This window comes from Pseudomonas sp. NPDC087697 (genome assembly GCF_044743155.1).
Taxonomy (GTDB): Bacteria; Pseudomonadota; Gammaproteobacteria; order Pseudomonadales; family Pseudomonadaceae; genus Aquipseudomonas.
In genome coordinates this window covers 167816-191924 of sequence record NZ_JBIUVW010000004.1, presented here as the reverse complement: position 1 = coordinate 191924, position 24109 = coordinate 167816, and the positions used below count along the sequence as shown (strand labels likewise).

At 58.6% G+C, this 24109-nt stretch carries 17 protein-coding genes; 8 read left to right on the top strand and 9 right to left on the bottom strand.

Translation table 11 applies throughout. The features are described 5' to 3' along the window. Window positions 1-51 precede the first annotated feature (51 nt). On the top strand, window positions 52-1377 hold the full coding sequence (locus ACIPIN_RS05290; protein WP_401116246.1) for an APC family permease: 1326 nt from the start codon (window positions 52-54) through the stop codon (window positions 1375-1377). A 70-nt stretch (window positions 1378-1447) separates the two neighbouring features. Here the strand turns inward: ACIPIN_RS05290 and ACIPIN_RS05285 are convergent, their stop codons facing one another. The 5 genes from ACIPIN_RS05285 to ACIPIN_RS05265 are packed head-to-tail and all read right to left on the bottom strand — an operon-like array spanning window position 1448 to window position 9820. After that, window positions 1448-2833: an ATP-binding protein gene (locus ACIPIN_RS05285; protein WP_401116243.1), complete on the bottom strand. Its 1386-nt coding sequence runs from the start codon at window positions 2831-2833 to the stop codon at window positions 1448-1450. Next, entirely contained in the window at window positions 2830-4641 is a 1812-nt protein-coding gene (locus ACIPIN_RS05280; protein ID WP_401116240.1) for a DAHL domain-containing protein, read from the bottom strand. The genes ACIPIN_RS05285 and ACIPIN_RS05280 overlap by 4 nt, the downstream gene beginning before the upstream one ends. Continuing rightward, window positions 4638-5597, bottom strand: a complete 960-nt coding sequence (locus ACIPIN_RS05275; RefSeq protein WP_401116237.1) for a cytochrome-c peroxidase — start codon at window positions 5595-5597, stop codon at window positions 4638-4640. Before ACIPIN_RS05275 ends, ACIPIN_RS05280 begins: the two co-directional genes overlap by 4 nt. A gap of 48 nt (window positions 5598-5645) precedes the next feature. Next, window positions 5646-7517, bottom strand: coding sequence for a putative bifunctional diguanylate cyclase/phosphodiesterase (locus tag ACIPIN_RS05270; protein WP_401116234.1), 1872 nt, complete (start codon window positions 7515-7517; stop codon window positions 5646-5648). Further along, complete coding sequence (locus tag ACIPIN_RS05265; RefSeq protein WP_401116231.1) at window positions 7514-9820, bottom strand: EAL domain-containing protein; 2307 nt, start codon at window positions 9818-9820, stop codon at window positions 7514-7516. Before ACIPIN_RS05265 ends, ACIPIN_RS05270 begins: the two co-directional genes overlap by 4 nt. Before the next feature lie 263 nt (window positions 9821-10083). Here ACIPIN_RS05265 and ACIPIN_RS05260 point away from each other — a divergent pair, with 263 nt between their 5' ends. The 5 genes from ACIPIN_RS05260 to ACIPIN_RS05240 all read left to right on the top strand — a co-directional run bounded on the left by ACIPIN_RS05260 (window position 10084) and on the right by ACIPIN_RS05240 (window position 14983). Then, window positions 10084-11418 (top strand): HD domain-containing phosphohydrolase, encoded by a 1335-nt coding sequence (locus ACIPIN_RS05260; RefSeq protein ID WP_401116228.1) that lies wholly within the window; start codon window positions 10084-10086, stop codon window positions 11416-11418. A 148-nt stretch (window positions 11419-11566) separates the two neighbouring features. Continuing rightward, window positions 11567-12001, top strand: a complete 435-nt coding sequence (locus ACIPIN_RS05255) for an NUDIX domain-containing protein (RefSeq protein ID WP_401116225.1) — start codon at window positions 11567-11569, stop codon at window positions 11999-12001. Between the two features lie 25 nt (window positions 12002-12026). After that, window positions 12027-12665, top strand: coding sequence for a LysE family translocator (locus ACIPIN_RS05250; protein ID WP_401116222.1), 639 nt, complete (start codon window positions 12027-12029; stop codon window positions 12663-12665). A 5-nt stretch (window positions 12666-12670) separates the two neighbouring features. Beyond that, window positions 12671-13168, top strand: coding sequence for a GNAT family N-acetyltransferase (locus ACIPIN_RS05245; RefSeq protein ID WP_401116219.1), 498 nt, complete (start codon window positions 12671-12673; stop codon window positions 13166-13168). 192 nt (window positions 13169-13360) lie between these two features. Continuing rightward, on the top strand, window positions 13361-14983 hold the full coding sequence (locus ACIPIN_RS05240) for a hypothetical protein (protein WP_401116216.1): 1623 nt from the start codon (window positions 13361-13363) through the stop codon (window positions 14981-14983). A gap of 117 nt (window positions 14984-15100) precedes the next feature. Here the strand turns inward: ACIPIN_RS05240 and metR are convergent, their stop codons facing one another. Beyond that, entirely contained in the window at window positions 15101-16018 is a 918-nt protein-coding gene (gene metR, locus ACIPIN_RS05235) for a transcriptional regulator MetR (RefSeq protein ID WP_103400858.1), read from the bottom strand. Between the two features lie 108 nt (window positions 16019-16126). Between metR and metE the strand changes: the two genes are divergently transcribed. Then, window positions 16127-18436 (top strand): 5-methyltetrahydropteroyltriglutamate--homocysteine S-methyltransferase, encoded by a 2310-nt coding sequence (gene metE, locus ACIPIN_RS05230; protein WP_401116213.1) that lies wholly within the window; start codon window positions 16127-16129, stop codon window positions 18434-18436. Window positions 18437-18665: 229 nt separating this feature from the next. After that, window positions 18666-19700, top strand: coding sequence for an alpha/beta fold hydrolase (locus tag ACIPIN_RS05225; RefSeq protein WP_401116210.1), 1035 nt, complete (start codon window positions 18666-18668; stop codon window positions 19698-19700). Between the two features lie 116 nt (window positions 19701-19816). Here the strand turns inward: ACIPIN_RS05225 and ACIPIN_RS05220 are convergent, their stop codons facing one another. The 3 genes from ACIPIN_RS05220 to ACIPIN_RS05210 are packed head-to-tail and all read right to left on the bottom strand — an operon-like array spanning window position 19817 to window position 24106. Beyond that, entirely contained in the window at window positions 19817-21214 is a 1398-nt protein-coding gene (locus ACIPIN_RS05220; RefSeq protein ID WP_401116207.1) for a sigma-54-dependent transcriptional regulator, read from the bottom strand. Beyond that, a complete protein-coding gene (locus ACIPIN_RS05215) occupies window positions 21204-22982 on the bottom strand; it encodes an ATP-binding protein (protein ID WP_401116204.1) in 1779 nt (592 codons plus the stop codon). Before ACIPIN_RS05215 ends, ACIPIN_RS05220 begins: the two co-directional genes overlap by 11 nt. Next, window positions 22982-24106, bottom strand: coding sequence for a GNAT family N-acetyltransferase (locus ACIPIN_RS05210; RefSeq protein WP_401116201.1), 1125 nt, complete (start codon window positions 24104-24106; stop codon window positions 22982-22984). Before ACIPIN_RS05210 ends, ACIPIN_RS05215 begins: the two co-directional genes overlap by 1 nt. Window positions 24107-24109 lie beyond the last annotated feature (3 nt).

Here is a 24109-nt window from a genome sequence, read left to right as displayed (position 1 = left end):
TGCGCCGAACTCGGCTCTGCCATAAATCTAATAAATTCGGAGTAGTCGCTCATGGTTAGTTTGCAACGCACCCTGTCATTGGGGTCGGTGGTGCTGTTTGGCATCGCATATATGACGCCGATCATTGTGCTCGGCACCTTTGGCATCCTCGCTCAATCCACCGCCGGCATGGTCCCGGCCGCTTATCTGGCGGCGCTGGTGGCGATGTTTTTCACCGCCATGAGCTATGGCCGCATGGCCGCAGCGTTCCCGGTGGCCGGCTCGGCCTACAGCTATGTACGCAAGGCCATCAGCCCGAAACTCGGTTTCATCGCCGGTTGGGCGGTGTTGCTCGATTACCTGTTCCTGCCCATGGCAATCTGGCTGATCGGCGCAGCCTATCTCAACTCCGCGTTCCCGGCGGTGCCGCAGTGGATCTGGGTGCTGGCGTTCATCGGCATCACCAGTGCGATCAACATCGTCGGCCTGAAACTGGCCAACGGCATCAATGCCTTGCTGATGCTGGTGCAGTTCCTGGTACTGATAGCCTTCGTAGCGCTGTGCATCCATTACATCGGCGGCGATGCGAGCACGCCGCTGTGGACGGTCAAACCGTTCTTCAACGGCGACATGCAAATGCCGTTGATCATGAGCGGCGCGGCCATTGCCTGTTACTCGTTCCTCGGCTTCGACGCGGTCAGCACCCTGACCGAAGAAACCCGCGACCCGCGCCGCACCATCCCACGGGCGATCATGCTGATTACCCTGATTGGCGGGCTGATTTTCGTCGGTGTGTCCTACTTCGTGCAGATCGCCCACCCGTCGTTCCAGTTCGACAATGCCGACTCGGCGGCCTACGAGATTGCTCGCAACATCGGTGGCGACCTGTTCGTGTCGATCTTCCTGATCGGCCTGATTGTCGGCCAGTTCGCATCGGGTCTGTCGGCCCAGGCCAGCGGTTCGCGATTGCTGTTCGCCATGGGCCGCGATGGTGTGCTGCCCAAGTCGTTCTTCGGCACTTTGCACGAGCGCTTCGGCACGCCGGTCAACAGCATCCTGCTGTGCGCGGTGGTGGCCTTGCTGGCGCTGAAACTGGACGTGACCACCTCGACCTCGTTCATCAACTTCGGCGCGTTCCTGGCCTTCAGCCTGGTGAACCTGTCGGTAATCTTCCACTACTGGATCGGTGGCGAGAAACGTGGCACGCGGGAGTTTGTGCTGTTCCTGTTGTGCCCGTTCATTGGCTTGGTCGCTGACCTTTGGCTGATGGTCAGCCTCGATCATTTGGCAATTTACCTGGGCCTGAGCTGGCTGACGATTGGCGTGGTTTACCTGGCTGTGCTGACTGGCGGGTTCCGCCGTCAGCCACCAGAGATGGATTTCCAGGAAGCTACATAACCCCTGCCTGGTGAGTAACCTGTGGGAGCATCGGAACGCCGCCCGGCCCGCTCCCACATTTGTTTGTTGCTCAGCTGGCGGATTTGGTTTGACGCATCGGCAGCTCGATCCGAAAGGTGGTCCCCACCCCGACTTCGCTGCGCACCGTAATATCCCCGCGATGTTTTTTCACAATGCCGTAAGACAATGACAGGCCTAACCCCGTCCCTTGGCCCACCGGTTTGGTGGTGAAGAAGGGATCAAAAATTTTCTGCAGGCTTTCGGGCGCGATGCCCGAGCCCGTGTCCGCGACTTCAACCCAGACGTTTTCCCCGGCAACCCCGTTACTCAGGGTAATGGTCCCGCGTTCGGGTCCCATGGCCTGGGCGGCGTTGACGATCAGGTTCATCACCACCTGATTGATCTGGGAGGGCAGGCACTCGATCTCGGGAAGCGGCTGATATTCCTTGATCACGTCGGCCTTGTACTTTAATTCGTTGGCGACGATGTTCAGCGTCGAATCAATGCCCACTTGCAGGTTGACCCACTGCCACTCCTGGCTGGTGTCTACGCGTGAGAAGTCCTTCAGGTCCCTGACGATTTGCCCGACCCGGTTGATGCCGTCCTTGGATTCCTTGATCAGCAGCGGAATGTCTTCACACAGGAAGTCCAGCTCCACCTCTTTGCGCAGCGCTTTGAGGCGATCGCGAAGCTCAACGGAGGCAATGGCTTCTTCGGCACTCTGATAGGCGTCGAGTACGTTCTGCAATTGCTTGAAATAGCCATCCAGGCTGCCGAGGTTCGACGAAATGAAGCCGATGGGGTTATTGATCTCATGGGCGACACCGGCTGCCAGTTGTCCAAGGGAAGCGAGTTTTTCCGACTGTATCAACTGACTTTCGAGTTGCTTGCGCTCGTCGATTTCCTGTTGCAGTTCCGCGGTGCGTTGGACTACCAGATGCTCCAGATGATGCATCTGGACGGTGGCGCGCTCGGTCATGTCCCACTTGCTGGTCAAAGTGTTGGCCATCTGCTGGACTTCGATGTTGTCGAAGGGTTTTTTCAGGATCAGCAGTCGGTCGTGGGCCTGCAAGCGATTGAGCAGTTCATCCCAGGAGTAGTCGGAATACGCCGTGCAGACCACCACCTGCAAGCGCGGATCGGTTTGCCATAAATGCTCGATGGTCTCGGCGCCGTCCCAGCCCTGGGGCATGCGCATGTCGACGAACGCCAGGGCGTAGGGGCGATTGTCCTGTAAGGACTGGGTCAGTTTGCCCAGACCTTCCTGGCCAGCATAGGCCGAATCCAGTTCGTAGCGGGTGCTCGTCGCTTTGACTTCGGTGCCGAACAGCGCTGACTCCATCTCGTCCAGTTCGCCGTGTTGTGGCGGCGCAGGGGTAAGTATCTTGCGAAAGTCGTCATGGATCGACGGTGTGTCGTCGATCAGCAGGATGCGTCGGTTCGATGACTCGCTCATGTTTCACCTTCGGCGATTTTCAACGGGATTTTCAAGGTGAACAGCGCACCTTTGCCCGGACCGTCGCTTTGGGCCGTCAGGTGGCCATTCATCTCGATGGCGGCGAGGGCACAGCTGTGCAGACCAAAACCGTGACCTTCCTTGCGGGTGGTGAAACCGTGGGCAAAGATTCGGGTCATGTTTTCGGCAGAGATACCTTCGCCTTCATCCTTGACGCTGACCTGAAGGACGGTGTCGTCGACTACCTTGACCCCGAGGGTCATTTCCCGAGGGCGGTCGCTGAGGTCGGACATGGCGTATTTGGCGTTGCTGATCAAGTTGATCAGAATCAGTAACATCCGGTGTTTATCGCCCATCACTTTGGGTACTTCGGCGTAGTCCTTGACCACTGTTACATGGTGTCGGGTCAGGGCGCCCGAGTTCATTCGCAGGGCGTCTTCGAGCAGTTCGCTGACTTGCAATGGTTCCATCAGGCTGCTGGCGCCGGCGTAGGACTGTTGAGTGGCAACGATGTCCTTGATGTGGTCGACGCTTTTACTCAATTGCGCCAGTTCGTCGGTGATGCCCTGTTGCTCAAGGGCAATGGCCTCCACCAGTTGATTCAGGTATCCGGGCAGCAATTTGCCTTTTTCGTCTTCGGTGATGAAGTGGCCAAGGTCGCCCTGGTGCTCATTGATCAGTTGCATCGCCTTGCCCAGTCCCAGAGCCTTGCTGGTGCGCAGTTTGCGGGTGACCAGGTCGGCGGAGATATTCACGCTGTTGAGCACATTGCCGACGTTGTGCAGAACGTTGGTGGCGATCTCGGCCATCCCGGCCTGGCGTGCGGTGTCCAGCAGTTCGCTTTGGGTGTCCTTGAGTTCACGGGTACGCTCTTCGACCCGCTGTTCCAGACCTTCATTGGCTGCTTTCAGGTCCTTGTTGACCCGGTTGATTACCGTGAAGCTGCGCAGTAACCCGATGGCCAGATACACCAGCAGCAGCACCAGAAGCGCTGAAAACGCCAGCATGTACAGGTGATATCGCTGCTGGTTCTCGTCGCTTTGTTGCTCGTCTTGATTGAACAGGTCGGTGATATCGTCCAGGCGCGCGGCCACCGGTATCGCTTCGATCCGCGTCAGGAGGCTGTTGACGATCGGTTGTTCGCGCAGGATCAACGCGATGTGGTTGCCCAGAATATCCACCTGCGCATGAAGCTCGTCGGGCAGGCGCAGTTTGTTCACCGCCAGTTTGTTCTGGCCTACCAGAATGTCGGCGGCCTTGTCGGCGGAGGCGACCTCGGCGAACTCCAGGCTGCTGAGCAACAGGTCGTAGGTGTCGGTGGCGATGTTCTGCAGTTGCAGTTTGTCGTGATCCGGGAGGTGGGCGAGCTGGTTCTGGATGTCATCTTCGGCGGTCGGCAAGAATGCCAGGGAGTTGCGCAATACCGCGTTGTGGGACTTGAACTGTTCTACCAGGCGGGTTTTTTCCTTGATTGAAGTGAGGTAGGCGTCATAACGGGCCTGCCAGATTGCTGAGTCACTGCGTTCGTGGCTGGGTTCGAGAGCCTCGAATTGTTGCCACAGGCGGGTTATCTCGGTCAGGGGCGAGACCAGCGGATCATAGTCGTGGCTGATGGCGATCCTGGCCTTGAGAATCTCGGTTTCCCATTGTGCATTGAGCTGCTTCATCCGGCCGATCAGGTCTCGAGATTCGGGATAGCTTGAGGCCTGGTCGGAGCTGGCCTTGATGTACAGGAACACCAGTGTGGAAGCGAGCAACAGGGTCATGCCACTGAGCAGCAGCAGGCTGAGTCGACGGGACACTTTCATAACGGTTTGCCTTCCCACTCGCCAGTCAGGGTTCTGAGGAATTTGATGATCAGAGCCTTGTCTTCTTCGGAAGAGATGCGTCCCAGCTGAAACTTGAACATCACATCGACGGCTTCTTCGAGGGTTTTCGCCGAACCGTCATGAAAGTACGGCGCGGTAACCGCGACGTTGCGCAGGCTGGGGACCTTGAATACGTTGCGGTCTTCTTCGTCCTTGGTCACCAGGTAACGCCCCAGGTCCGACTCGGTCGGATTGCCCCGCGCCTGGAAGTAGTCGCCCATGACCCCGAACTTCTGGTACATGTTGCCGCCGATGTTGACCCCTTGGTGGCAGGCAATGCAGCCGTAGTCCTTGAAGCGTTGGTAGCCGTACTTTTCATCGAGGCTGAGAATGTCGGTGTTGCCCAGCAGGTACTGGTCGAAGCGCGAATTGGCGCTGAGCAATGTGCGCTCATAGGTGGCCAGGGCGTTTTGCACATTGGCCGCCGTAACCCCGTTGGGGTAAGCGTTGCCGAACGCCGAATGGTAGGCCGGGTCAGTGGACAGCATTTGCACCACGTGTTCCCAGTTGCTGCCCATTTCAGTGGGGCTTTCCACCACTGCGTGAGCCTGGTCTTCCAGGGTAGCGGCGCGACCATTCCAGAACTGCCTGAAATTCAGACTGGCATTCAACACGCTGGGCGTATTGACGCTCAGCGGCTGGCCGTTGAAACCGTTGGAAAATGCCTTATTGTCGCCCCCGCCTGTTTCCAGGTGATGGCAGCTGGCACAGGACAGGCTGTTGTTGACCGACAACCGCGTTTCGTTGAACAGCTGACGACCCAGCTCGACACGCTGAGGGTCTTGCATCGGTGCCGGTGGCAGCGGTTTGAGGGGTTCGTCCAAAGGCTCGGTGCTCGCCGTCGGGCAGAGTCCGAACATCAGTGTGATGAGCAGCGTGAATCCATAGGGCGACATCTGATGGTTCCTTGGCTTTATAAGTGCCTGCACCGTTGGGTCGTCGGTCTACGTACGCAGTGGCGTCTGCTGGTTGTCGGTAAGAAACTGCACGAACTCCCCCGGGAGCACGGCTTTGCTGAAGAAGTAACCCTGACCTTCCTCACACTGAAGGGCCTTGAGAAAGTCCAGTTGTTCCAGGGTTTCCACGCCTTCGGCAATGATATTGAGGTTGAGGCTCTTGCCCAGACTGATGATGGCGCTGACCAGCGCGGCGTCGTTGTTTTCTGTGCTCAGCCCGCGAACGAATGACTGGTCGATTTTTAGCACATCGACGGGGAACCGTCGCAGGTAGCTCAGGCTGGAATAGCCGGTACCGAAGTCATCAATGGCCAGGCGCACGCCCAATGCCTTGATGGCGTGCAAGGTCTGCACGGTGGCCTCGACGTTCTGCATCAGCACGCTTTCAGTGATTTCGAGTTCCAGCAGTGTTGGGTCGAAGCCCGTCTGTTCCAGGATCTTCACTATACCGTCAACAAAGTCGCGTTGACGGAAGTCGATGGCGGAAACGTTGACGGACATGCTGATCGGTGGCAATCCTGCCAACTGCCAGGCGCGGGCCTGTTGGCAGGCCTGGGTCAACACCCATTTGCTCAGGGGAACGATCAGCCCACTGTCTTCGGCCACCCCGATGAAGTCTGTTGGATACACCCAACCGTAACCGGGTTTAAGCCAGCGGATCAAGGCTTCCGCACCGACCACCTTGCCGGTGCGCAGATCCAGTTTGGGTTGGTAATGCACAACGAACTCATCGCGCTCCAGCGCCAGACGCAGGCCCGATTCGATGTTTTGCTGTTCACGGGCACGCTGATTCATGTCGTCGATGAAAAAGCTGAAATCGTTGGTGCCACTCTCCTTGACGTTGTGCATCGCAGTTTCGGCTTTCTTGATCAGCGGCACGGCATCGAAGCCGTCGTCCGGGTAGATGCTGATGCCCAGGCTGGCGGTCACGCTCAGGTCATGACCGGCAATGTGCTGCTGGGTACTGACGGCTTTCAGCAGCTTTTCGGCAACCCCTTTGGTTTGCTTGGGATGGTTGATGTCCGCGAGGATCACCACGAACTCGTCGGAACCGTAGCGAAATACCGAATCGGACTCACGCACTGTAGACACGAGGCTCTGGCCGACCCGTTTGAGCATTTCGTCGCCAATCGGATGGCCCAGTGCGTTGTTGATGCGTTTGAAGCGGTCCAGCCCCAGAAATATCACCGCCAGTTGTTTGTCGTGTCGCCGCGAAAGAGCCAGGGACTGAGTCAGCCGGTCACCCAGCAAGGTGCTGTTGGGCAGGCCGGTGAGTACATCGTATTGCAGCAGATGGGAGACTTTGAGCAGCTCCTGAACGCGGTCCTCGATGGTTCGCTCCAGGCTGAGCATTTTAATCGCAGCATCCTGGGCCATCTGCCATTTCCAGGTCAGGGCACTGGCCATCTGGCGAATTTCCAGACTGTCGAAAGGCTTTTTCAGCACCAGTAACTGGTCGCCGAATTCCAGCCGTTCGGCCATCGCCTCCCAAGAGTAGTCGGAGAAGGCGGTGCACAAGGCGATTTGCAGATGCGGGTCGGCCTCCCAGAGTCGTTCGATGGTTTCCAGACCGTCCCAACCCGGCGGCATGCGCATATCGGTAAACGCCAGGGCGTAGGGACGGCCTTCGGCCTGGGCACGTTTGACCAGCTCCAGCGCTTCTTCTCCCTGGTAGGCCGAGTCGAGGAGAAACGTCGGGCGAGAGGGTTGTTTAGTGCCGAACAACGCCTCTTCGGTACTGGACAGGCTCTGCTCGTCTGGCGCGTCGGGGCTGAGGATCTTGCGAAAGTCCTGATGGATCGAAGGCATGTCATCGATGATCAGGATGCGCCGGTTGGTGGGGGCGAGCGATAGTTTCATCCCCGGTCCTCCGGTGGGTGGGGCGAGTCTTCGAGCATCGGGTTTGTTGCGCCGGGGAACGTCGGTGGCACGATGCTGCCGGCCATCAGCAACGCAGCTGCCTGCTGGCTGCTGACGGCTTTACTGAAGTAGAAGCCCTGGGCGTTCATTGGCGAGCCGGTGGAGATCAGCGAACTGCGCTGTTCCTGGGTCTCGACACCCTCGGCAATGATGCCGATCCCCACTTCGCGGGCAAAATTGATGATCGCGCGCAGGGTCGTGGCGCTGGCGGGATCGCGGGTCGCGGTGTCGATGAAGGCCTGGGCGAGTTTGAGGTGATTGACCCGATAGGTCTTGAGGTAGTCGAACGAGGAGTATTCGGTACCGAAGTCATCGATGGCTATTTTCACCCCCAGCTCACGCAAGCGTGGCAGCACATCGTTGTGGGTCCATTTGGTTTGCGCCAGCGTCGCTTCGGTAACGTCGAAGCGCAGGTCCCAGGGGCAGAGGTTCCACAGGGCCGTGGTGCGCAACACGTCATAGATCAGGTCCGGGCCGCTCTTGAGCTGGGCCAGCGAGAGCTTGATCGCAATCACCGGTGGCGCCATGCCCTCGTCGCGCCACTGACGCATTTGCTGACAGGCCCGATCCAGCAACCAGTGCCCAAGCGCGATGATGACACCGGTTTTTTCCGCTGCGGGAAGAAACATGTCGGGCTCCAGCAACCCTCGCTCTGGATGACTCCAGCGGACCTGCGCTTCCATGCCGAGGATTTTCCCGGTACTCAGGTCGACTTCAGGCAAGTAATGCAATTCGAGCTCGTTTCGGTCGATGGCTTGTTTCAAATCGTGGGCAATCGACACCCGTTCGAGTACTTCCTGATTGATCTCCTCGGAGTGGAAGTGGTACTGGTTGCGGCCTTTTTCCTTGGAGCGGTACAGCGCCATGTCGGCTTGAGCCAACAGACTCTCGGCGCTTGAGCTGCTATTTGTGTAGGTGCTGATGCCAATGCTGACCGAAACCCGCACATTGTTGCCATCGAGTGTGTAGGGCAGCACCAGTTCATCGCGGACCTTGCCTGCCAGGCTCGCCGATTGTGTCGGGTCACCGGCGTCGAGCTGCACGATTGCGAACTCGTCCCCGCCCAGGCGCGCCACTATGTCGTTTTCGCGGACACAGGCCTTGATGCGTCGGGCGACCTCCTGCAACAGCAAATCCCCGATGGGATGGCCAAGGGTGTCGTTGATGCGTTTGAAATGATCGAGGTCCAGGTAGAACACGGCGAATGTCGTCGCACCCCGACGCGCGGCAGCGAACGCCTGGTGCAAGCGTTCGAGGAGCGTCGCGCGATTGGCCAGCCCGGTCAGCCCGTCGGTCCGTGCCAGCAGGGAGATCTTCTCTTCCGCCAGCTTGCGTTCAGTGATGTCGATGATGATGCCTTCGACTTCCAGCAAGCGTCCGTCGTTGTCACGCACCGGCACGTAGCGGTTTTCGACCCAGCGCCAGTCGCCTGTGCCGGTGCGCAGACGGAACTCGATGGACGCCCCGGCGGCGTGCCGGTCGAGGATCCGGGCCATGGCGTTGTCGACTTTCCCTTGGTCCTCGGGATGAATCAGCTCCTGAGCCCAGTTTGCCGAGGCCACCAAATGCGCTGCCACGTGACCGAACTTGGTGATGTTGTGGGAGATGTACATCAACGGGAACGATGGTTCTCCGCGCAGTCGATACAGAATGGTCGGGCTGTTCTGCACGATGATATTGGCGTCGGACAGCTCGCGGGTTCGCTCTTCGACCGCCTGTTCCAGCAGGTTCATCTTCAGTGCAGCCTCTTCGGTCATTTGCCATTTGACGGTCAGGGTGCTGGCCATCTGACGGATTTCGATGGCATCGAAGGGTTTCTTCAGGATCAACAGGCGATCGCCCAGTTCCAGTCGCTCGGCGATATCGTCCCAGGAGTAGTCGGAATACGCGGTACATAGCGCGACTTGCAGCTTTGGATCGACCTGCCAGAGCCGTTCGATGGTTTCCAGACCGTCCCAGCCGGGCGGCATGCGCATGTCGATAAAGGCCATCGCATAGGGAAGGTCCTTGGCCAGGGCGGCTTCGACCTTGCCCAAGGCTTCGAGGCCCTGAAAGGCGCTGTCGAGCACGAACCCCAGATCTGAAGCCACCACTTGAGTGCCGAACAGGGCTTCTTCGGTGCTGCTCAGTGCATTGTCATCGAGCGCGTGGGGGCTGAGGATCTTGGCAAAGTCCTGATGGATAGAGGTGGTATCATCGACGATCAGGATCCGCCGGTTTTTTCGCGCAAACGGTGCCTTCATTGCAATGCACCGTTGCAGATGACCCATCGCTGCGTTGTGTTCATACGGCATCCCTTCCTGATCGCAGAGTGCTACGGGTGCAGATGTTGGATCCAGGTACCCAGAGCATAGTCCGCTGCTGTTGAGTTCGCTGCCCGCTGTTCGGCAAATCTATTGCGAACTGTGCTGAAAAAACGTCTAGCCTGTAGTTCAGGCCCATGGAGTAGGGGAAATTCCCTTGGGCGCTCACGAAACGATTGTTCTGTTCCAGCTGAGGTAATGCCATGGATGAGCTGCTTAAATCCCGAGTGCTGCTGGTCGATGACGAGGAATCGATCCTCAATAGCCTGCGTCGGCTGTTGCGTGGCCAACCCTATGAAGTGCTGTTGGCCACCAGTGGCGCCCAGGCGCTGGAGATCATGGCGCAGCAACCGATTGATCTGGTGATGACCGACGCACGCATGCCCAACATGGACGGTGCGACCCTGCTGACGCATATCCACGAGCGGCATCCCGACACCGTGCGCATCCTGCTGACCGGGTATGCCGACCTGTCGATGATCATCAAGGCGATCAACGAGGGGCAGATCCACCGTTACATCAGCAAACCCTGGAACGATGAGGAAATGCTGCTGACGTTGCGTCAGTCGCTGGAGTATCAACAGTCCGAGCGCGAGCGGCTGCGTTTGGTGCAGTTGACGTGGGATCAGAACGAGAAGTTGAAGCTGCTCAATACGTCCCTGGAAAAACGTGTCGCGGCGCGCACTGCCGAGCTGCAGCAGACCGCTGACATGCTCGACCTGGCCTACGAAGAGCTCAAGCACAGCTATGTCACTGGCACCGAGGTGTTTTCGCTGTTGGCCAACCTGCGTCTGCCGCCCTCAAAGCAAACCAACCGACAGATCATCGATCTGGTGCGTATCTACTGCCAGACCCATGGGCTGGACGAGGCCAGCAGCCGAGACCTGACCATGGCCGCGGCGCTTTACAACATCGGCAAGCTGAGCTGGACCGACAGCATGATGACGGCCCCTTCGGACCTGCTGCACCACACCGAGCGGGAGCTGTATCGCGGTTATCCGAAACAGAGCGAATCGCTGCTGATGACCCTTGATCCGATGAAGGATGCCGCACGCCTGATCCTGCACCATCAGGAACGCTGGGACGGCACCGGATTTCCCGACCGTCTCAAGGGGGAGGCGATCCCTTTGGGTTCGCGCCTGCTGAAACTGACCGTGGACTTCGTCGAATTGCAGCGCGGGCTGATCCTTGAGCGACACATGAACAGCGATGAGGCGTTGGTGTTCATCCGCAAATACAGCGGGCGCTTCTACGACCCGGAACTGGTGGAGGATTTCGTTCAGGTCTGCGCCACGTACCTGCGTGATGTCACGCTTGGCGATCCGACAGTAAAGGTGCTGACCACTCGCGATCTGGTGGCCGGGATGGTGCTGGCGCGCAACCTTAATGCCGACAACGGCATGCTGTTGCTCAATGCCGGCAAGGTGCTCAATGGCCCGCTGGTGGAAAAACTGATCGCTTTCGAAGCCATGGAGCGCGCCAAGTACAGTGTATTTGTCTGTATGCCCGAGGAGCCGGAAACGGCGATTTCAGCGTAGGAGCTGCCGCAGGCTGCGATCTTTAGGTTACACAGATCAAAAGATCGCGGCCTGCGGCAGCTCCTACGCAGGGGTGGTCCTTTCGACGTGACTGAACACCTGAGCCCATGTGATCCTTGGCTCTTTTGTCCAAGGCTATCGTTGATCCATGACGCTTTCATCATATGCTTCACCCCGTATTATCCGCATCGCCGCCGCCCTGCTGATCGGCCCGGATGGCCGAACCCTGCTGGTACGCAAGCGCGGCACGCAGGTCTTCATGCAGCCGGGTGGCAAGATTGATACCTGCGAGCAACCGGTCGATGCGCTGGCCCGCGAACTGGAAGAAGAACTGGGTTTGATCATCGACACTACTCAAGCGAGCTATCTGGGCAAGTTTTCTGCCCCGGCAGCCAATGAGCCGGGGTTTGTGGTCGAGGCCGAGATTTTTCAGCTGGATATCCTGCAACACGTCTCTGCGGCGGCAGAGATCGAAGAACTGCTGTGGATTGATCCGCACAACGTGGTTGATGTAATGCTGGCACCATTGACACGGGACCTGATCCTGCCGTTTTATCGAACCTCCCTGAAGGCTCTGGCCTGACCCTTTCAACGACAAGGATTGCGTCATGATTCCAACCCACGATCTGTTGATTTTTGCTGCTGCGTCGCTGCTGTTGGTGCTGACACCGGGACCGAACATGATCTATCTGATCTCCCGTTCGATCTGCCAGGGACGCAAGGCGGGCGTGACCTCGTTGCTTGGGGTGGTCGCGGGTTTTTTCGTGCATCTGTTTGCCGCTGCGGCCGGTTTGACCGCAGTGTTCATGGCGGTGCCGATGGCTTACGAGGCGCTCAAGTGGGCCGGTGCCCTGTATCTGCTGTGGATGGCCTGGCAGGCAGTCAAACCGGGTGCGCGCTCGCCATTTGAGGCTCAGCAACTACCACCGGACTCTTCTCGAAAACTGATGCTGATGGGCTTCTTCACCAGCGCGCTGAACCCGAAAATCGCGGTGTTCTATCTCTCGGTGTTCCCACAGTTCATCAGCCCGGAGCACGGCTCGGTGTTCACCCAAAGTATCGCCCTGGGCCTGACCCAGATCAGCGTGAGTTTCACGGTCAACCTGTTGATCGCACTGTTTGCTGCCGGGATTGCCTCGTGGTTCGTCAACAACCCGACCTGGCTGGCGGTTCAGCGCTATTTCATGGGTTTCGTGCTGGCTGGCCTGGCGGTGCGCCTGATGTCTGAACAGCGGCGTATGGCCTGAATAACATGGCGATCCAACGGCTCGATTCCAGTCATGCGCTCGCTTACCGGGCGCTGATGCTTGAGGCTTATGACCGTCATCCGCAGGCGTTCACCTCCAGTGTTCGCGAGCGTGCGGTCATGCCATTGAGCTGGTGGGAGTCTCGATTGACCAGCCCGCTGGACCTGCTGTTCGGCGCGTTTGAAGAGGGCGAACTGGTGGGCATTGTCGGCCTGGCCTTCGAGGCACGGGAAAAAGCCCGGCACAAGGCAACGCTGTTTGGTATGTACGTGTCAGGCACGGTCAGGCAGCGCGGGCTCGGTTATCAGCTGGTTCAGGTGCTTTTCGACGAGGCACGAGGGCGGCCAGGGTTGAAAGTGATTCAACTGACCGTCACCGCTGGCAATGACGCCGCGTTCAAGCTGTATCAACGCTGTGGTTTCGTGCAATTCGGGCTCGAACCGCTGGCGGTGCGGGTGGGTGAAGACTATTTCGACAAGATCCATATGTGGAGGCAGTTATAAGCCGCAAGCCTGGGGGCGCCATTCAGATCCCGTGTCGTGAAGGCTTCGGCCATCAAACGCCCCTTGCCGTTTGTCTGAAATCACTGCCTACCTGTTATTTCTGACAGTAGGCAGCGTATCGGAACCGGGTGTTAGATGAGCGTCAACGCTGCTGCTCCCGAGGCGGTGACTCTTGCGAGAAGGAGATTGCTCATGACCGCTCAAGAAACGGCTCCCCAGACACACGCACCGATCCCGGATCTCGACCAGTTGAAGGTCGAGCCGTCGGATGATGTCAGCCTGGAGCCGATCAGCACTATTTCCCAGTTCAGAGCGCTGATACCTACGGCGAAACTGCTGCCTGGTGACAAGTTCTATGTCGAGATTGCAGGTGAGCCCGGCACCCCGGAAGGTGGGAAGTCCAAAAGCGCCACGTTGCCTCTGGGGTCGACAAACCCCAGGTCCCTGAATTTGGAGAAGAAGGTCGTTGCGTTCCTTCTGGGCAAAAAAATGAGGGTGACGTACACCATCATACGGGACGGTGAGGACGATAAAACCTCTGACCCGTCACTGGTTCTCAACGTGCTCCCCCTGCCAAAGAGTGAGTTGAAAGCGGCCCTGATCCGTGAGGCGGAGAACGGCGGTAACGGGCCTGGACTGGACCTGACCAGCAGTTCCAACGACCTCACGCTGCGCCTGGGAATCTGGCCGTTGATTGCCGAAAAGCAACGGTGCTGGATTGACCTGGTGGGCGAAAAATCCGGTGGTGAGGAGCACAGTCTCCCTGTGCTGCAATCGGATCCAGTGGATGGGGTCTGGATCACTCGCGGTTATCGCGAGGTGAAGGTGCCTTACGACTACTTCAGAAAATTGCTCAATGGCTCGCCGTTGAAGGTCATCGTCAAGGTCGCGCTGAATCAGGTGGCTGATAAGACTCAGGCGTTTGACTTCGAGGAGCGGGTTTATACCGTTAAAAATGTCGTGTTAGTGAAGCCCACGATTGGTGAGGTGAAGGACTCCGCAGGCGCGACGATTGCCAATCCCGGCACGACCACCAAAACACCGTTAAAGCTCAAAGGCACGGTAGCTGCCGGTAAAAAAGTCGACATTTACAATGGTACCAATAAGCTGGGCGCGGCCACGGTGACGGGGACGGCATGGGCGTTCGACACGCAGGTGTTGCCTGTAAACGTGTATGTGCTCAAGGCCAAAGAGCAGGATGGCGATGAGCTGGAATCAGACAGCTGGACCGTTACTGTGGCGGCGGTGGTGAAACCCACGATTGGCGAAGTGAAGGATTCCGGAGGCGCGACGATCAGCAATCCCGGCAAGTCCAGCAGAACGCCGTTGAAACTCACAGGTACGGTGGTTTTGGGGGAAAAGGTCAAGATTTATAATGGCGCTACTCTGTTGGGCGAGGGCAAGTCGACGGGGCCCACTACATGGGAGTTCGAGACGTTGTTATTGTCTCCCGCAGAGTATGTGTTCAAGGTCATAGGGCAGCATGACGACTTGCCGGAGTCAGGTACCTGGACTGTCACAGTAACGGAAGGGACGGTGGTCATCACTGAGGTCAGGGACGTGTCGGGTCAGGATGTTCCATATGGCAGCACCATCACCGTATCCGAAGTTATTGTATTTGGCAGAGCGGTGGCAGGCCGGACACTTCATATTTTTGACAATGGTGAGTTGAAAAAAACAGAATGGGTCCCCGAAAATAGAGAATGGAGGTGTGGTTTAGCAAACTTGAGTAATTCATCTCATGAGATTGAAGCCATATGGGCAGGCAGTGGTCATGGCTCAAATGTTTGGAAATTTACTGTGGCAGTGAAGTAGACGAAGACGGGGATTACTGCAGTCAGAGACTTTGAGGATGCATTTATCACCTTATAGGACTCTGCCAGACGAAAAAAGCCAGCTGAGGGTTGTTCCCTCTGCTGGCTTTTTATTGAATCAGCGCACCGCGCTGACACCATCCAGGGTCGAGAACGAGGTGTCCTTGGCCGTCAGTAAAAAGTCGCGCATGTACGGCGCGTCGAGCATGTCGGCGCGGATTCCGGCGTACAGCGTGGCAAACAAACCTTTCTCTCCCAGCCGCTTGGCCTTCACGTAACCCCGTGAGCTGTACTCATGCAGCGCCCAATGGGGCATGCCGCAGACGCCACGGCCGCTGGCCACCAGTTGCATCATCATCACCGTCAGCTCGGAGGTACGGACCTGCGCAGGTTCGATGTCGGCCGGTTCCAGGAAACGGGTGAAGATGTCCAGTCGATCCCGTTCCACCGGGTAGGTGATCAGGGTTTCGCTGAGCAGATCTTCCGGGACGATGTAGGGCTTACTCGCCAACCGATGCTGATTGGCTACCGCGAGCATCGCTTCGTAGGTGAATAACGGCACATAGGTGATCCCGGCGAGTTCCAATGGGTCGGACGTCACCACCAGGTCCAGGTCGCCACGGGCCAGGGCTGGCAGCGGAGCGAAGGAGAAACCCGACGCCAGGTCCAGCTCGACTTCCGGCCAGGCATCGCGGAACTGGTCGATGGTCGGCATCAGCCACTGAAAGCAGCTGTGGCATTCGATCGCCATGTGCAGCCGTCCGGCGGTACCACCGGCCAGGCGCGCAATGTCACGTTCGGCGCCGCGTAGCAGCGGCAGAGTAGCGTCGGCCAGTTGCAGCAGGCGCAGGCCGGCGCTGGTGAAACGCACCGGTTTGGTTTTGCGCACGAACAGCGGCATGCCCATGCGCTCTTCCAGCTCTTTGAACTGGTGGGACAGGGCAGACTGGGTCAGGTGCAGACGTTCGGCGGCTTCGACCAGACTATCGGCTTCGCGCAAGGCGTGCAGGGTCTTCAGGTGACGGATTTCGAGCACCGGGGTCTCCATGAGTAAATTTTGTGATCAACACGAAAAGGTTGAGTTTGTCTCATGTTGGGTTGGCTGTCGACAATAGGGCCATCTTTTACTCAGGAGTTACACGCCATGGCCTTGGCCCACACACTCGGGTTTCCACGTATCGGCGCAGACCGTGAACTGAAAAAAGCCCTGGAATCCTATTGGAAGGGCGACCTCGATCAGGTCGGGTTGCAAGCCGTTGGTCGCGAGTTGCGGGCCAAACACTGGCAATTGCAAAAAGACGCCGGCATCGATTTGCTGCCCGTGGGCGATTTCGCCTGGTATGACCAGGTGCTGACGCACTCGCTGACCTTCGGTGTGATTCCCGCGCGCTTCGACAGTGCCAGGGATACTCAGGGCCTGCCGACCCTCGACACCTTGTTCGCCATGGCCCGTGGCGCCACGACGTGCTGCGGCGGTGAGCCTGCCAAAGCGCAATACGCGCAGGAACTGACCAAGTGGTTCGACACCAACTACCACTACCTGGTCCCGGAATTCAGCGCTGACCAGTCGTTCACGTTGAGTTGGGAACAACTGTTCGAGGAAGTCGACGAAGCCCACGCTCTCGGGCACAGCGTCAAACCGGTGATCATCGGCCCTTTGACTTATCTGTGGCTGGGCAAGGCCAAAGGCAACGACTTCGACAAGCTTGATTTGCTCGAACGCCTGCTGCCGCTGTACGGCGAGATCCTCAATCGACTCAAGGCTCAAGGTGTGGAATGGGTGCAGATCGACGAACCGATTCTGACCCTCGACCTGCCGCAAGCCTGGAAAAACGCTTTCGAACGCGCTTATCACATCCTTCAGTACTCGCCACTGAAGAAACTCGTGGCCACCTATTTCAGTGGCCTGGAAGACAACCTCGGGCTGGCCGTGAGCCTGCCGGTGGACGGCCTGCACATCGACGCGGTACGAGCACCGGAGCAACTGGGCCAGGTACTCGATCGTCTGCCGACCTACAAAGTGCTGTCGGTGGGGCTGGTCAACGGTCGCAACGTCTGGCGCTGCGAGCTGGAACAAGCGCTGGCGCAACTGAAACCGGCGCAAGAGCGTTATGGCGACAACCTGTGGGTCAGCAGCTCGTGCTCGCTGCTGCACAGCCCGGTGGACCTGGATCGCGAAGATAAACTCGACGCGGAAATAAAGAGCTGGCTGGCGTTCGCCGTGCAAAAGTGCGGTGAAATTGCCGTACTGCGTGATGCCCTCAACGATCCGCAGTCGCTGAAGGTTAAAGCCGTATTGGCACACAGCCGCGCCGTGCAGGCCAGCCGTGCACAATCGCCACGCATCCATAAAGCCGAGGTGCAGGCGCGCATCCTGGCCATTCGCGACACCGACAGCCAACGCCATTCAGCGTTTGCCAAGCGTATCGAGTTGCAACGCGCACGCCTGAAACTGCCGGCATTCCCGACCACTACCATCGGCTCGTTCCCGCAGACCGCATCGATCCGTCTGGCGCGCCAGTCGTTCAAGCAGGGCAAGCTTTCGGTCAACGATTACACCGACGCCATGCACAGCGAAATCCGCCACGCGGTGCAAATTCAGGAGCGCCTGGGTCTCGACGTGCTGGTGCACGGTGAAGCCGAGCGCAACGACATGGTCGAATACTTTGCCGAGCAACTCGACGGCTACCTGTTCACCCGTTTCGGCTGGGTTCAGAGCTACGGTTCGCGCTGTGTGAAACCGGCGATCATCTACGGCGACCTGAGCCGTCCGAAGGCCATGACCGTCGACTGGATAACCTACGCGCAGAGCCTGACGGACAAGGTCATGAAAGGCATGCTGACCGGTCCCGTGACCATGTTGATGTGGTCGTTCCCGCGCGAAGACGTATCCCGTAAAGTCCAGGCGCAACAGTTGGCGCTGGCCCTGCGTGACGAGGTGGTTGACCTGGAGCAGGCCGGGATCAAAATTGTCCAGATCGACGAAGCCGCATTCCGCGAAGGCTTGCCGCTGCGCCGGGCGCAATGGCAGGAATATCTGGACTGGGCGGTGGAGGCGTTCCGCTTGAGCGCATCGGGTGTGCGCGATGAAACCCAGATCCACACCCATATGTGCTACAGCGAATTCAATGACGTGATCAAATCCATCGCGGCCATGGACGCTGACGTGATCACCATCGAAACCTCGCGTTCGGACATGGAGTTGCTGGAAGCCTTCGAGGCTTTCGACTACCCGAACGACATCGGTCCGGGCGTCTACGACATCCACTCGCCACGGGTGCCGGACACTACCGAAATGGTCAGGTTGATGAGCAAAGCGGTCCAGCGGATCCCGGCCGAACGGCTGTGGGTCAACCCGGATTGCGGTTTGAAAACCCGCGCGTGGCCGGAGACGGAAGCGGCGTTGGTGAATATGGTGGCCGCCGCTCGCCAACTGCGTAACCAACTGGCTTAAGGACGCCATCGCGAGCAAGCTCGCTCCCACATTTGATCGGTGTCGTACACAAACTCTGGATCCGGCATAAATCCTGTGGGAGCGAGCTTGCTCGCGATGAACGATAACGCGGTCTTGAATACGACCGTTCGGCACCCTTCATCAAACTGTCACGTAACTGTGGCAGCGCGCTTTAACAAAGTTCATCAGACTCGCGCTCTACTGGGGTTCTGCGTTTCGGTGTTTTTTCATGCGGGTACGATTTCTTTCTACTGCGGTTTTTCTGGCCGCACTGCTGCTCGGCCTACCGTCTTTTGCGGCGTCGCGCTGCGATGTCAATGTTCCGACCGAGCGGGTCGATCTGGCGCAGGTGAGCCTGGCGTATCAGAGCATCGGTCGTGCGTCTGATCCAGCGTTGCTGCTGGTGATGGGCCTGGGTGGCCAGTTGATTCACTGGCCGGACGAGGTGGTGGTTGCGCTGTGCGAGCAAGGTTTTCGGGTGATTCGCTACGACAATCGAGATGTCGGGCTGTCGACCTGGCGTCGGCTACCTGCCAATGCCAACCTGACCTTTGAGGTGCTGCGTTACAAACTCGGATTGCCGGTGGCGGCGCCGTACACCCTGACCGATATGGCTGACGACGCACTGGGCCTGATGGATGCGCTGCATGTGGAGCAATTCCATGTGCTGGGCGCGAGCATGGGCGGGATGATCGCCCAGCACATGGCAGCAATGGCGCCGCAGCGGGTCGAGAGTCTGACGCTGATCATGACCAGTTCCGGTGCTGAAGGGCTGCCGGCGCCGAACGCGGCGCTGGTGCAATTGCTCTCACGGCGCAGCGCGCCGAACCGTGAGGTAGCGCTGGAGCAACAGGCCGATCTGCTGGCAGCGCTGGGCAGCCCGCAGGTGAGCGATGATCGTCAGGTTCTGTTGCATCTGGCGGCGGTGGCGTACGACCGGGCGTTCAATCCCGACGGCGTGAAACGCCAGATCATGGCGATCCTCGCCGAACCAAGCCGAGTTGCGCTGCTCAACCAGTTACGGGTGCCGACCCTGGTGGTGCACGGCACCGCCGATCCGTTGTTGCCAGTGATGCATGGCATTCACTTGGCGGCGCATATCCAGGGCAGTCAGTTGAAGCTGATTCCGGGGCTGGCCCATCGTTTTCAGGAAGCGTTCAAGGCGCCGTTACTGGCGGCGGTGTTGCCGTACTTGCAAACCCATCGTGAAGACACCTCGCATTGGGCGCAAATCGATCCGGTACGGACACCGAATCTGTTGTAACGAGAAGATCAAAAGATCGCAGCCTTCGGCAGCTCCTACGGGATTTGGGTACACCCGGGATATTCGCTAATCCGTAGGAGCTGGCGAAGCCTGCGATCTTTTTCCTGACGTGGCGCTCAGCGAACGATCTTGTCCACATGAATCCCCAGTTTCTTCAGCCGATACCAGAAGCTGCGCTCCGAGATGCCAATCAACTGCGCGGCGGCCGCCTGCACGCCGTTGCTTTGTTGCAGGGCAGCCAGGATGTAGTTCCTTTCGACTTCGGCCAGTGCGGCGTCGAGGTCGGATGGCACACCGGTACTTTCGTTGAGGACCGCGCTGGCGCCGTCGCCGGAGCGCCTTGAGGCGAACAGATAGGCCGGAAGATCGTCTTCCTCGATCACCGCACCCGAGGCCACGATGGTGGCTCGTTCAACGCAGTTTTGCAGCTCGCGGATGTTTCCCGGCCACGAATAATCGGTCATGGCCTGCAAGGCTTCCGGGCTGAAACCGTTGATGCGTTTGCCGGCGGTGGCGCCCATGGTGTGGGCGAAGTGTCGGGCTAATGCTGCAATGTCTTCGACCCGTTCACGCAAGGCGGGAAGGGGGATCGGGAACACATTGAGGCGATAGTAAAGGTCTTCGCGAAACTCTTTGTTGGCCACCGCTTCCAGCAGGTTCTTGTTGGTGGCAGCGATCACTCGCACATCGACCTTGCGTTCGCGTGGATCGCCCACCGGTTCGATCACGCGCTCCTGCAAGGCGCGCAGAATCTTCGCCTGCAATGCCAACGGCATGTCGCCGACCTCATCGAGAAACAGCGTGCCCTTGTCGGCCTGCATGAAGCGCCCGACGCGGTCGGCCACGGCACCGGTAAATGCGCCTTTGCGATGGCCGAACATCTCGCTTTCCAGCAAACCTTCGGGGATTGCCGCACAGTTCACTGCGACGAAGGGCTTGTCGGCACGGTTGCCGTGCTTGTGGATGGCTCGTGCGACCATTTCCTTGCCGGTACCGCTTTCGCCCGTGAGCAGAATGGTCGCGTTGCTGTCGCGCACCGAATCCACCGCTTGCAGCACCTGGCGGAAGGTCGGACTGTCGCCTACCAGGCTGTCGATTTGCGCGTGCTCCTCAAGCTCGGCGCGCATGCGCTGGTTATCTTTGAGGATGTCGCGAAATTGCAGGGCCTTGTTGACGGTGATGTCCAGTTCATCGATGTCGAATGGCTTGGCGATGTAGTCGAAAGCCCCGTTGCGCATTGACTGCACGGCGTTTTTCACCGTGCTGTAGGCGGTCATGACGATCACTGGCAGTTGCGGATAGCGCACTTTGACTTCGGCCAGCAACTGTGGCCCGTCCATGCCAGGCATACGCCAGTCGCTGATCACCAGGTCAATGTCTTCCTGTTCCAGCACTTTGAGCGCGTGCAGGCCATTGCTGGCGGTGAACACCTGGAGATCGTTCTGGCTCAGGGCCGACGCCAACAAGTCGCAGAGCTTGGGCTCGTCATCGACCACCAGAATGTTATGCGTCATCACTGTCCTCGTCGTAGCTGTTGTCTTCACCATTGGCCGGAATGTACAGGCTGAATGTTGAACCAGCATCTTTTTCGCTGACGCATTCGACCCGACCGTCGTGGTTTTCCATTATCGAGAAGACTTTTGCCAGCCCAAGACCCGTACCTGAAGCCTTTGTGGTGACGAACGGTGTAAAAATCCGTTCGAGCATGTCCGGTTCGATGCCCTGGCCAGTGTCGGAAACACTGATGACGGTGTATTCCTTGTCGCTGGCAATGCCCAGGGTCAGGCGACCACCCTCGGGCATCGCGTCGATGGCATTGAGCACCAGGTTCAGGCAGGCCTGTTTGAGCTGTCGTGCGTCGGCATGCATGGTTGCGGCGGGGGCATTGTCTTCGATCCGGGCGTCGATGTTATGGGTCGCCAGTTCAGGTGCACAAAAACCGATCAATTCATCAACCAGTGGCCGCACCAGTTGGGTGGAACGCATGGGCGCGCTGGGCTTGGCAAAGTCGAGGAATTCGGTGATCAGGTCGTTGATTCGGCTGACTTCGCTGACCACATATTCCAGGTGGCGTTTGTCGGTCTCGGGCAGATCGGCGCGACGGTGCAGCAATTGGGTCGCGGTTTTGATGATGCCCAGCGGGTTGCGGATTTCATGGGCCAGTCCCATCGCCACTTCACCGAGCGCGTGCAAGCGATCGCGGCGGCGCAGTTGCGATTCCAGGTGCTGCAATTCACCAAGGCGTTCGGTCATGTGGTTGAAGGTGCTGCTCAGTTCGGCCAGTTCATCGCTGCCGGTGACCGGTATCCGCTGGCGATAATCACCGTCGATCACCGCTCGTACTCCTTGGGAGAGGTTGCGCAAGGGTAGGGTCAGGCGTTGCGAGACGAGCCAGCCGACGCACAGCGACAGGGCCGAACCCAGCAGGAAGATCGCCAGGAACAGGTTGGTCTGGTTGACCAGACCCACCAGGCTGTTGTGGCGCAGCAAACCGCTGAAAATAACCCCTTGCAGCTCACCGTTGTTATTGAGAATCGGCCGATAGAGCCCGCTGTAGCGGTTGGTAAACTGCTCGATAGGCTGCTTGGTCTGTTTCAGTGCCGCTTCGATATTCTCAGGCATGTGAGCCGGACGATCCTCGAAGCGCTGGCTGGCGAAAATCTCGGAGAAAGTATCGCCCTTGGCCAGGTACAGGCGCAGGTCCAGGGAGTGCACGTCGGCAACGCTGGTCAGGAAGCTGCTGTCCAGATAGGTCGCTATCAGCATCTGGTAGTCGACGCCATCGAGCGTGGTGCGGAAGGTCGAGACCACCGTGCCGGTCGAAACCCCATTCATCTGAATAGTCTGCAGCACCGCATTCGGGGCGGTGCTGATTTGTTCGACGATGTTTTCGTCTGCCGTGCTGAACACGATTTTCTTATCGCTGATGCGAATCAGCGCCACCAGATCGATGCCCATGGCATCGGCGATTTCGGTGGTCATTTTGTCGCGCCTGGCGGCGGAGCGGTCAGTCGGTGGCCGGGTAAAGCGCAGGAACAAACGGGCGATCCGTGCGTTGCTGTGCACGATCTCGCTGATTTCGTCCTCGACGATCTTGGTCGACTCCTGCAACCAGATCCGCACGTTGCTATCGAAAATCTGTGAAAGCGTGGTGGCCGCGAGTTCGGCGGCAATCATGGTCGGGATCACACTGACCAGCCAGAACGCCAATACCAGCTTGCGTTGGACACTCCAGCGGGAGATGGCGAAGGGCAGGGCTTTACGGCGTCGGTCTGGTTTCATCAGGTTTCGCTTATCGCAGCAGCCATGGCAGGGTCGGATTTATCCGGTCGAACAAACAGTTTCACGAGTTTGAGCAAAGCGTTGAGCAGCGCGTTACGGTGGTGAAAAAACAGTGTATTGCCTTCGAACTTGCAGCCGAGCCGCAGCTTACTGGCATAGCCAGCCTGGCCACACTCATACAGCGGGATTTTGTGCTGAATACAATAGTCGACATTGGCCAGCCAGCTTCTGAAGTACAGGTTGTGCTCGTGGGTCTGTTCCAGGTCGTGGGCAAAAAACTTGTCCACCAGTCGATGTTCATCCAGCAACAGCAGATTGAACGCCACCAGTTGCTCGTCCACCCAATACAGCACGCACGCGGCGCGTTGGTCGAGGTGCTTGAGGATGTTGGTGAAGTACTCTGCTGACAGTCGTTCGAACTCCAGATCACTGCGCGCCAGGGTGGCTTCATACAAGCGCATCATCTGTGGCAACACATCGTCGACCGAGCGTCGCCATTCGATCCGCGGGCCTTGCGCCCGAAGTTTGCGGCGCAAGTTTTTGCGTGTGGACTTGCCCAGCGTGCCAAGGTAAGCGTCGAGTGACCCAAATGAAATCGGCAATATCGCACTGGGTAAACCAGGCATGGTTTGCAGCCCGGCCTCGCGGCAGACGTCAATCCACTGCTGATCATGGCTGGGCGCATCCTTGACCGCCAACAGGCCGATTCCAACCTCGTTGGCATCGCTGCGCGCCAACGCCAGCAACCGGCGTAGCAGTGCCGGACGCTGATCGTCGGTGATGTGGCTGGCGGTGCCTGCGTGGCATTGCTCGGTCACTGGCGATCCCAAGGCATATAAGCGAATATCCAGCACACCCGGCAACCATTGGCGCAAGCGCTGGGTGATGCGTTTGCCAATGCCCTGCACCGTGGTGTCGAGCGAGTATTGGGTGGTAAACGCCGCCGCCGCGGCAATCAACGTGCTGCCTTCATAGAGCGCGAGGTAACGCCACTGGAAGTCGGCGACACCCGCCTGTTCAACGGCCCGATAGTAATCCCAGTCCTCCAGTTCCCCGGGGAAGCAGTCATTCCAGGCAAAGCGTTCGATGGCCTCGATGGTTGAATAGGCACGGGCGGTGATCACTTC

What these genes read in the sequence shown, in the direction of transcription:
- ACIPIN_RS05290 (WP_401116246.1), top strand. Translation starts at nt 52, where the DNA reads ATGGTTAGTTTGCAACGCACCCTGTCATTGGGGTCGGTGGTGCTGTTT.
- ACIPIN_RS05285 (WP_401116243.1), bottom strand. Translation starts at nt 2,833, where the DNA reads ATGAGCGAGTCATCGAACCGACGCATCCTGCTGATCGACGACACACCG.
- ACIPIN_RS05280 (WP_401116240.1), bottom strand. Translation starts at nt 4,641, where the DNA reads ATGAAAGTGTCCCGTCGACTCAGCCTGCTGCTGCTCAGTGGCATGACC.
- ACIPIN_RS05275 (WP_401116237.1), bottom strand. Translation starts at nt 5,597, where the DNA reads ATGTCGCCCTATGGATTCACGCTGCTCATCACACTGATGTTCGGACTC.
- ACIPIN_RS05270 (WP_401116234.1), bottom strand. Translation starts at nt 7,517, where the DNA reads ATGAAACTATCGCTCGCCCCCACCAACCGGCGCATCCTGATCATCGAT.
- ACIPIN_RS05265 (WP_401116231.1), bottom strand. Translation starts at nt 9,820, where the DNA reads ATGAAGGCACCGTTTGCGCGAAAAAACCGGCGGATCCTGATCGTCGAT.
- ACIPIN_RS05260 (WP_401116228.1), top strand. Translation starts at nt 10,084, where the DNA reads ATGGATGAGCTGCTTAAATCCCGAGTGCTGCTGGTCGATGACGAGGAA.
- ACIPIN_RS05255 (WP_401116225.1), top strand. Translation starts at nt 11,567, where the DNA reads ATGACGCTTTCATCATATGCTTCACCCCGTATTATCCGCATCGCCGCC.
- ACIPIN_RS05250 (WP_401116222.1), top strand. Translation starts at nt 12,027, where the DNA reads ATGATTCCAACCCACGATCTGTTGATTTTTGCTGCTGCGTCGCTGCTG.
- ACIPIN_RS05245 (WP_401116219.1), top strand. Translation starts at nt 12,671, where the DNA reads ATGGCGATCCAACGGCTCGATTCCAGTCATGCGCTCGCTTACCGGGCG.
- ACIPIN_RS05240 (WP_401116216.1), top strand. Translation starts at nt 13,361, where the DNA reads ATGACCGCTCAAGAAACGGCTCCCCAGACACACGCACCGATCCCGGAT.
- metE (WP_401116213.1), top strand. Translation starts at nt 16,127, where the DNA reads ATGGCCTTGGCCCACACACTCGGGTTTCCACGTATCGGCGCAGACCGT.
- ACIPIN_RS05225 (WP_401116210.1), top strand. Translation starts at nt 18,666, where the DNA reads ATGCGGGTACGATTTCTTTCTACTGCGGTTTTTCTGGCCGCACTGCTG.
- ACIPIN_RS05220 (WP_401116207.1), bottom strand. Translation starts at nt 21,214, where the DNA reads ATGACGCATAACATTCTGGTGGTCGATGACGAGCCCAAGCTCTGCGAC.
- ACIPIN_RS05215 (WP_401116204.1), bottom strand. Translation starts at nt 22,982, where the DNA reads ATGAAACCAGACCGACGCCGTAAAGCCCTGCCCTTCGCCATCTCCCGC.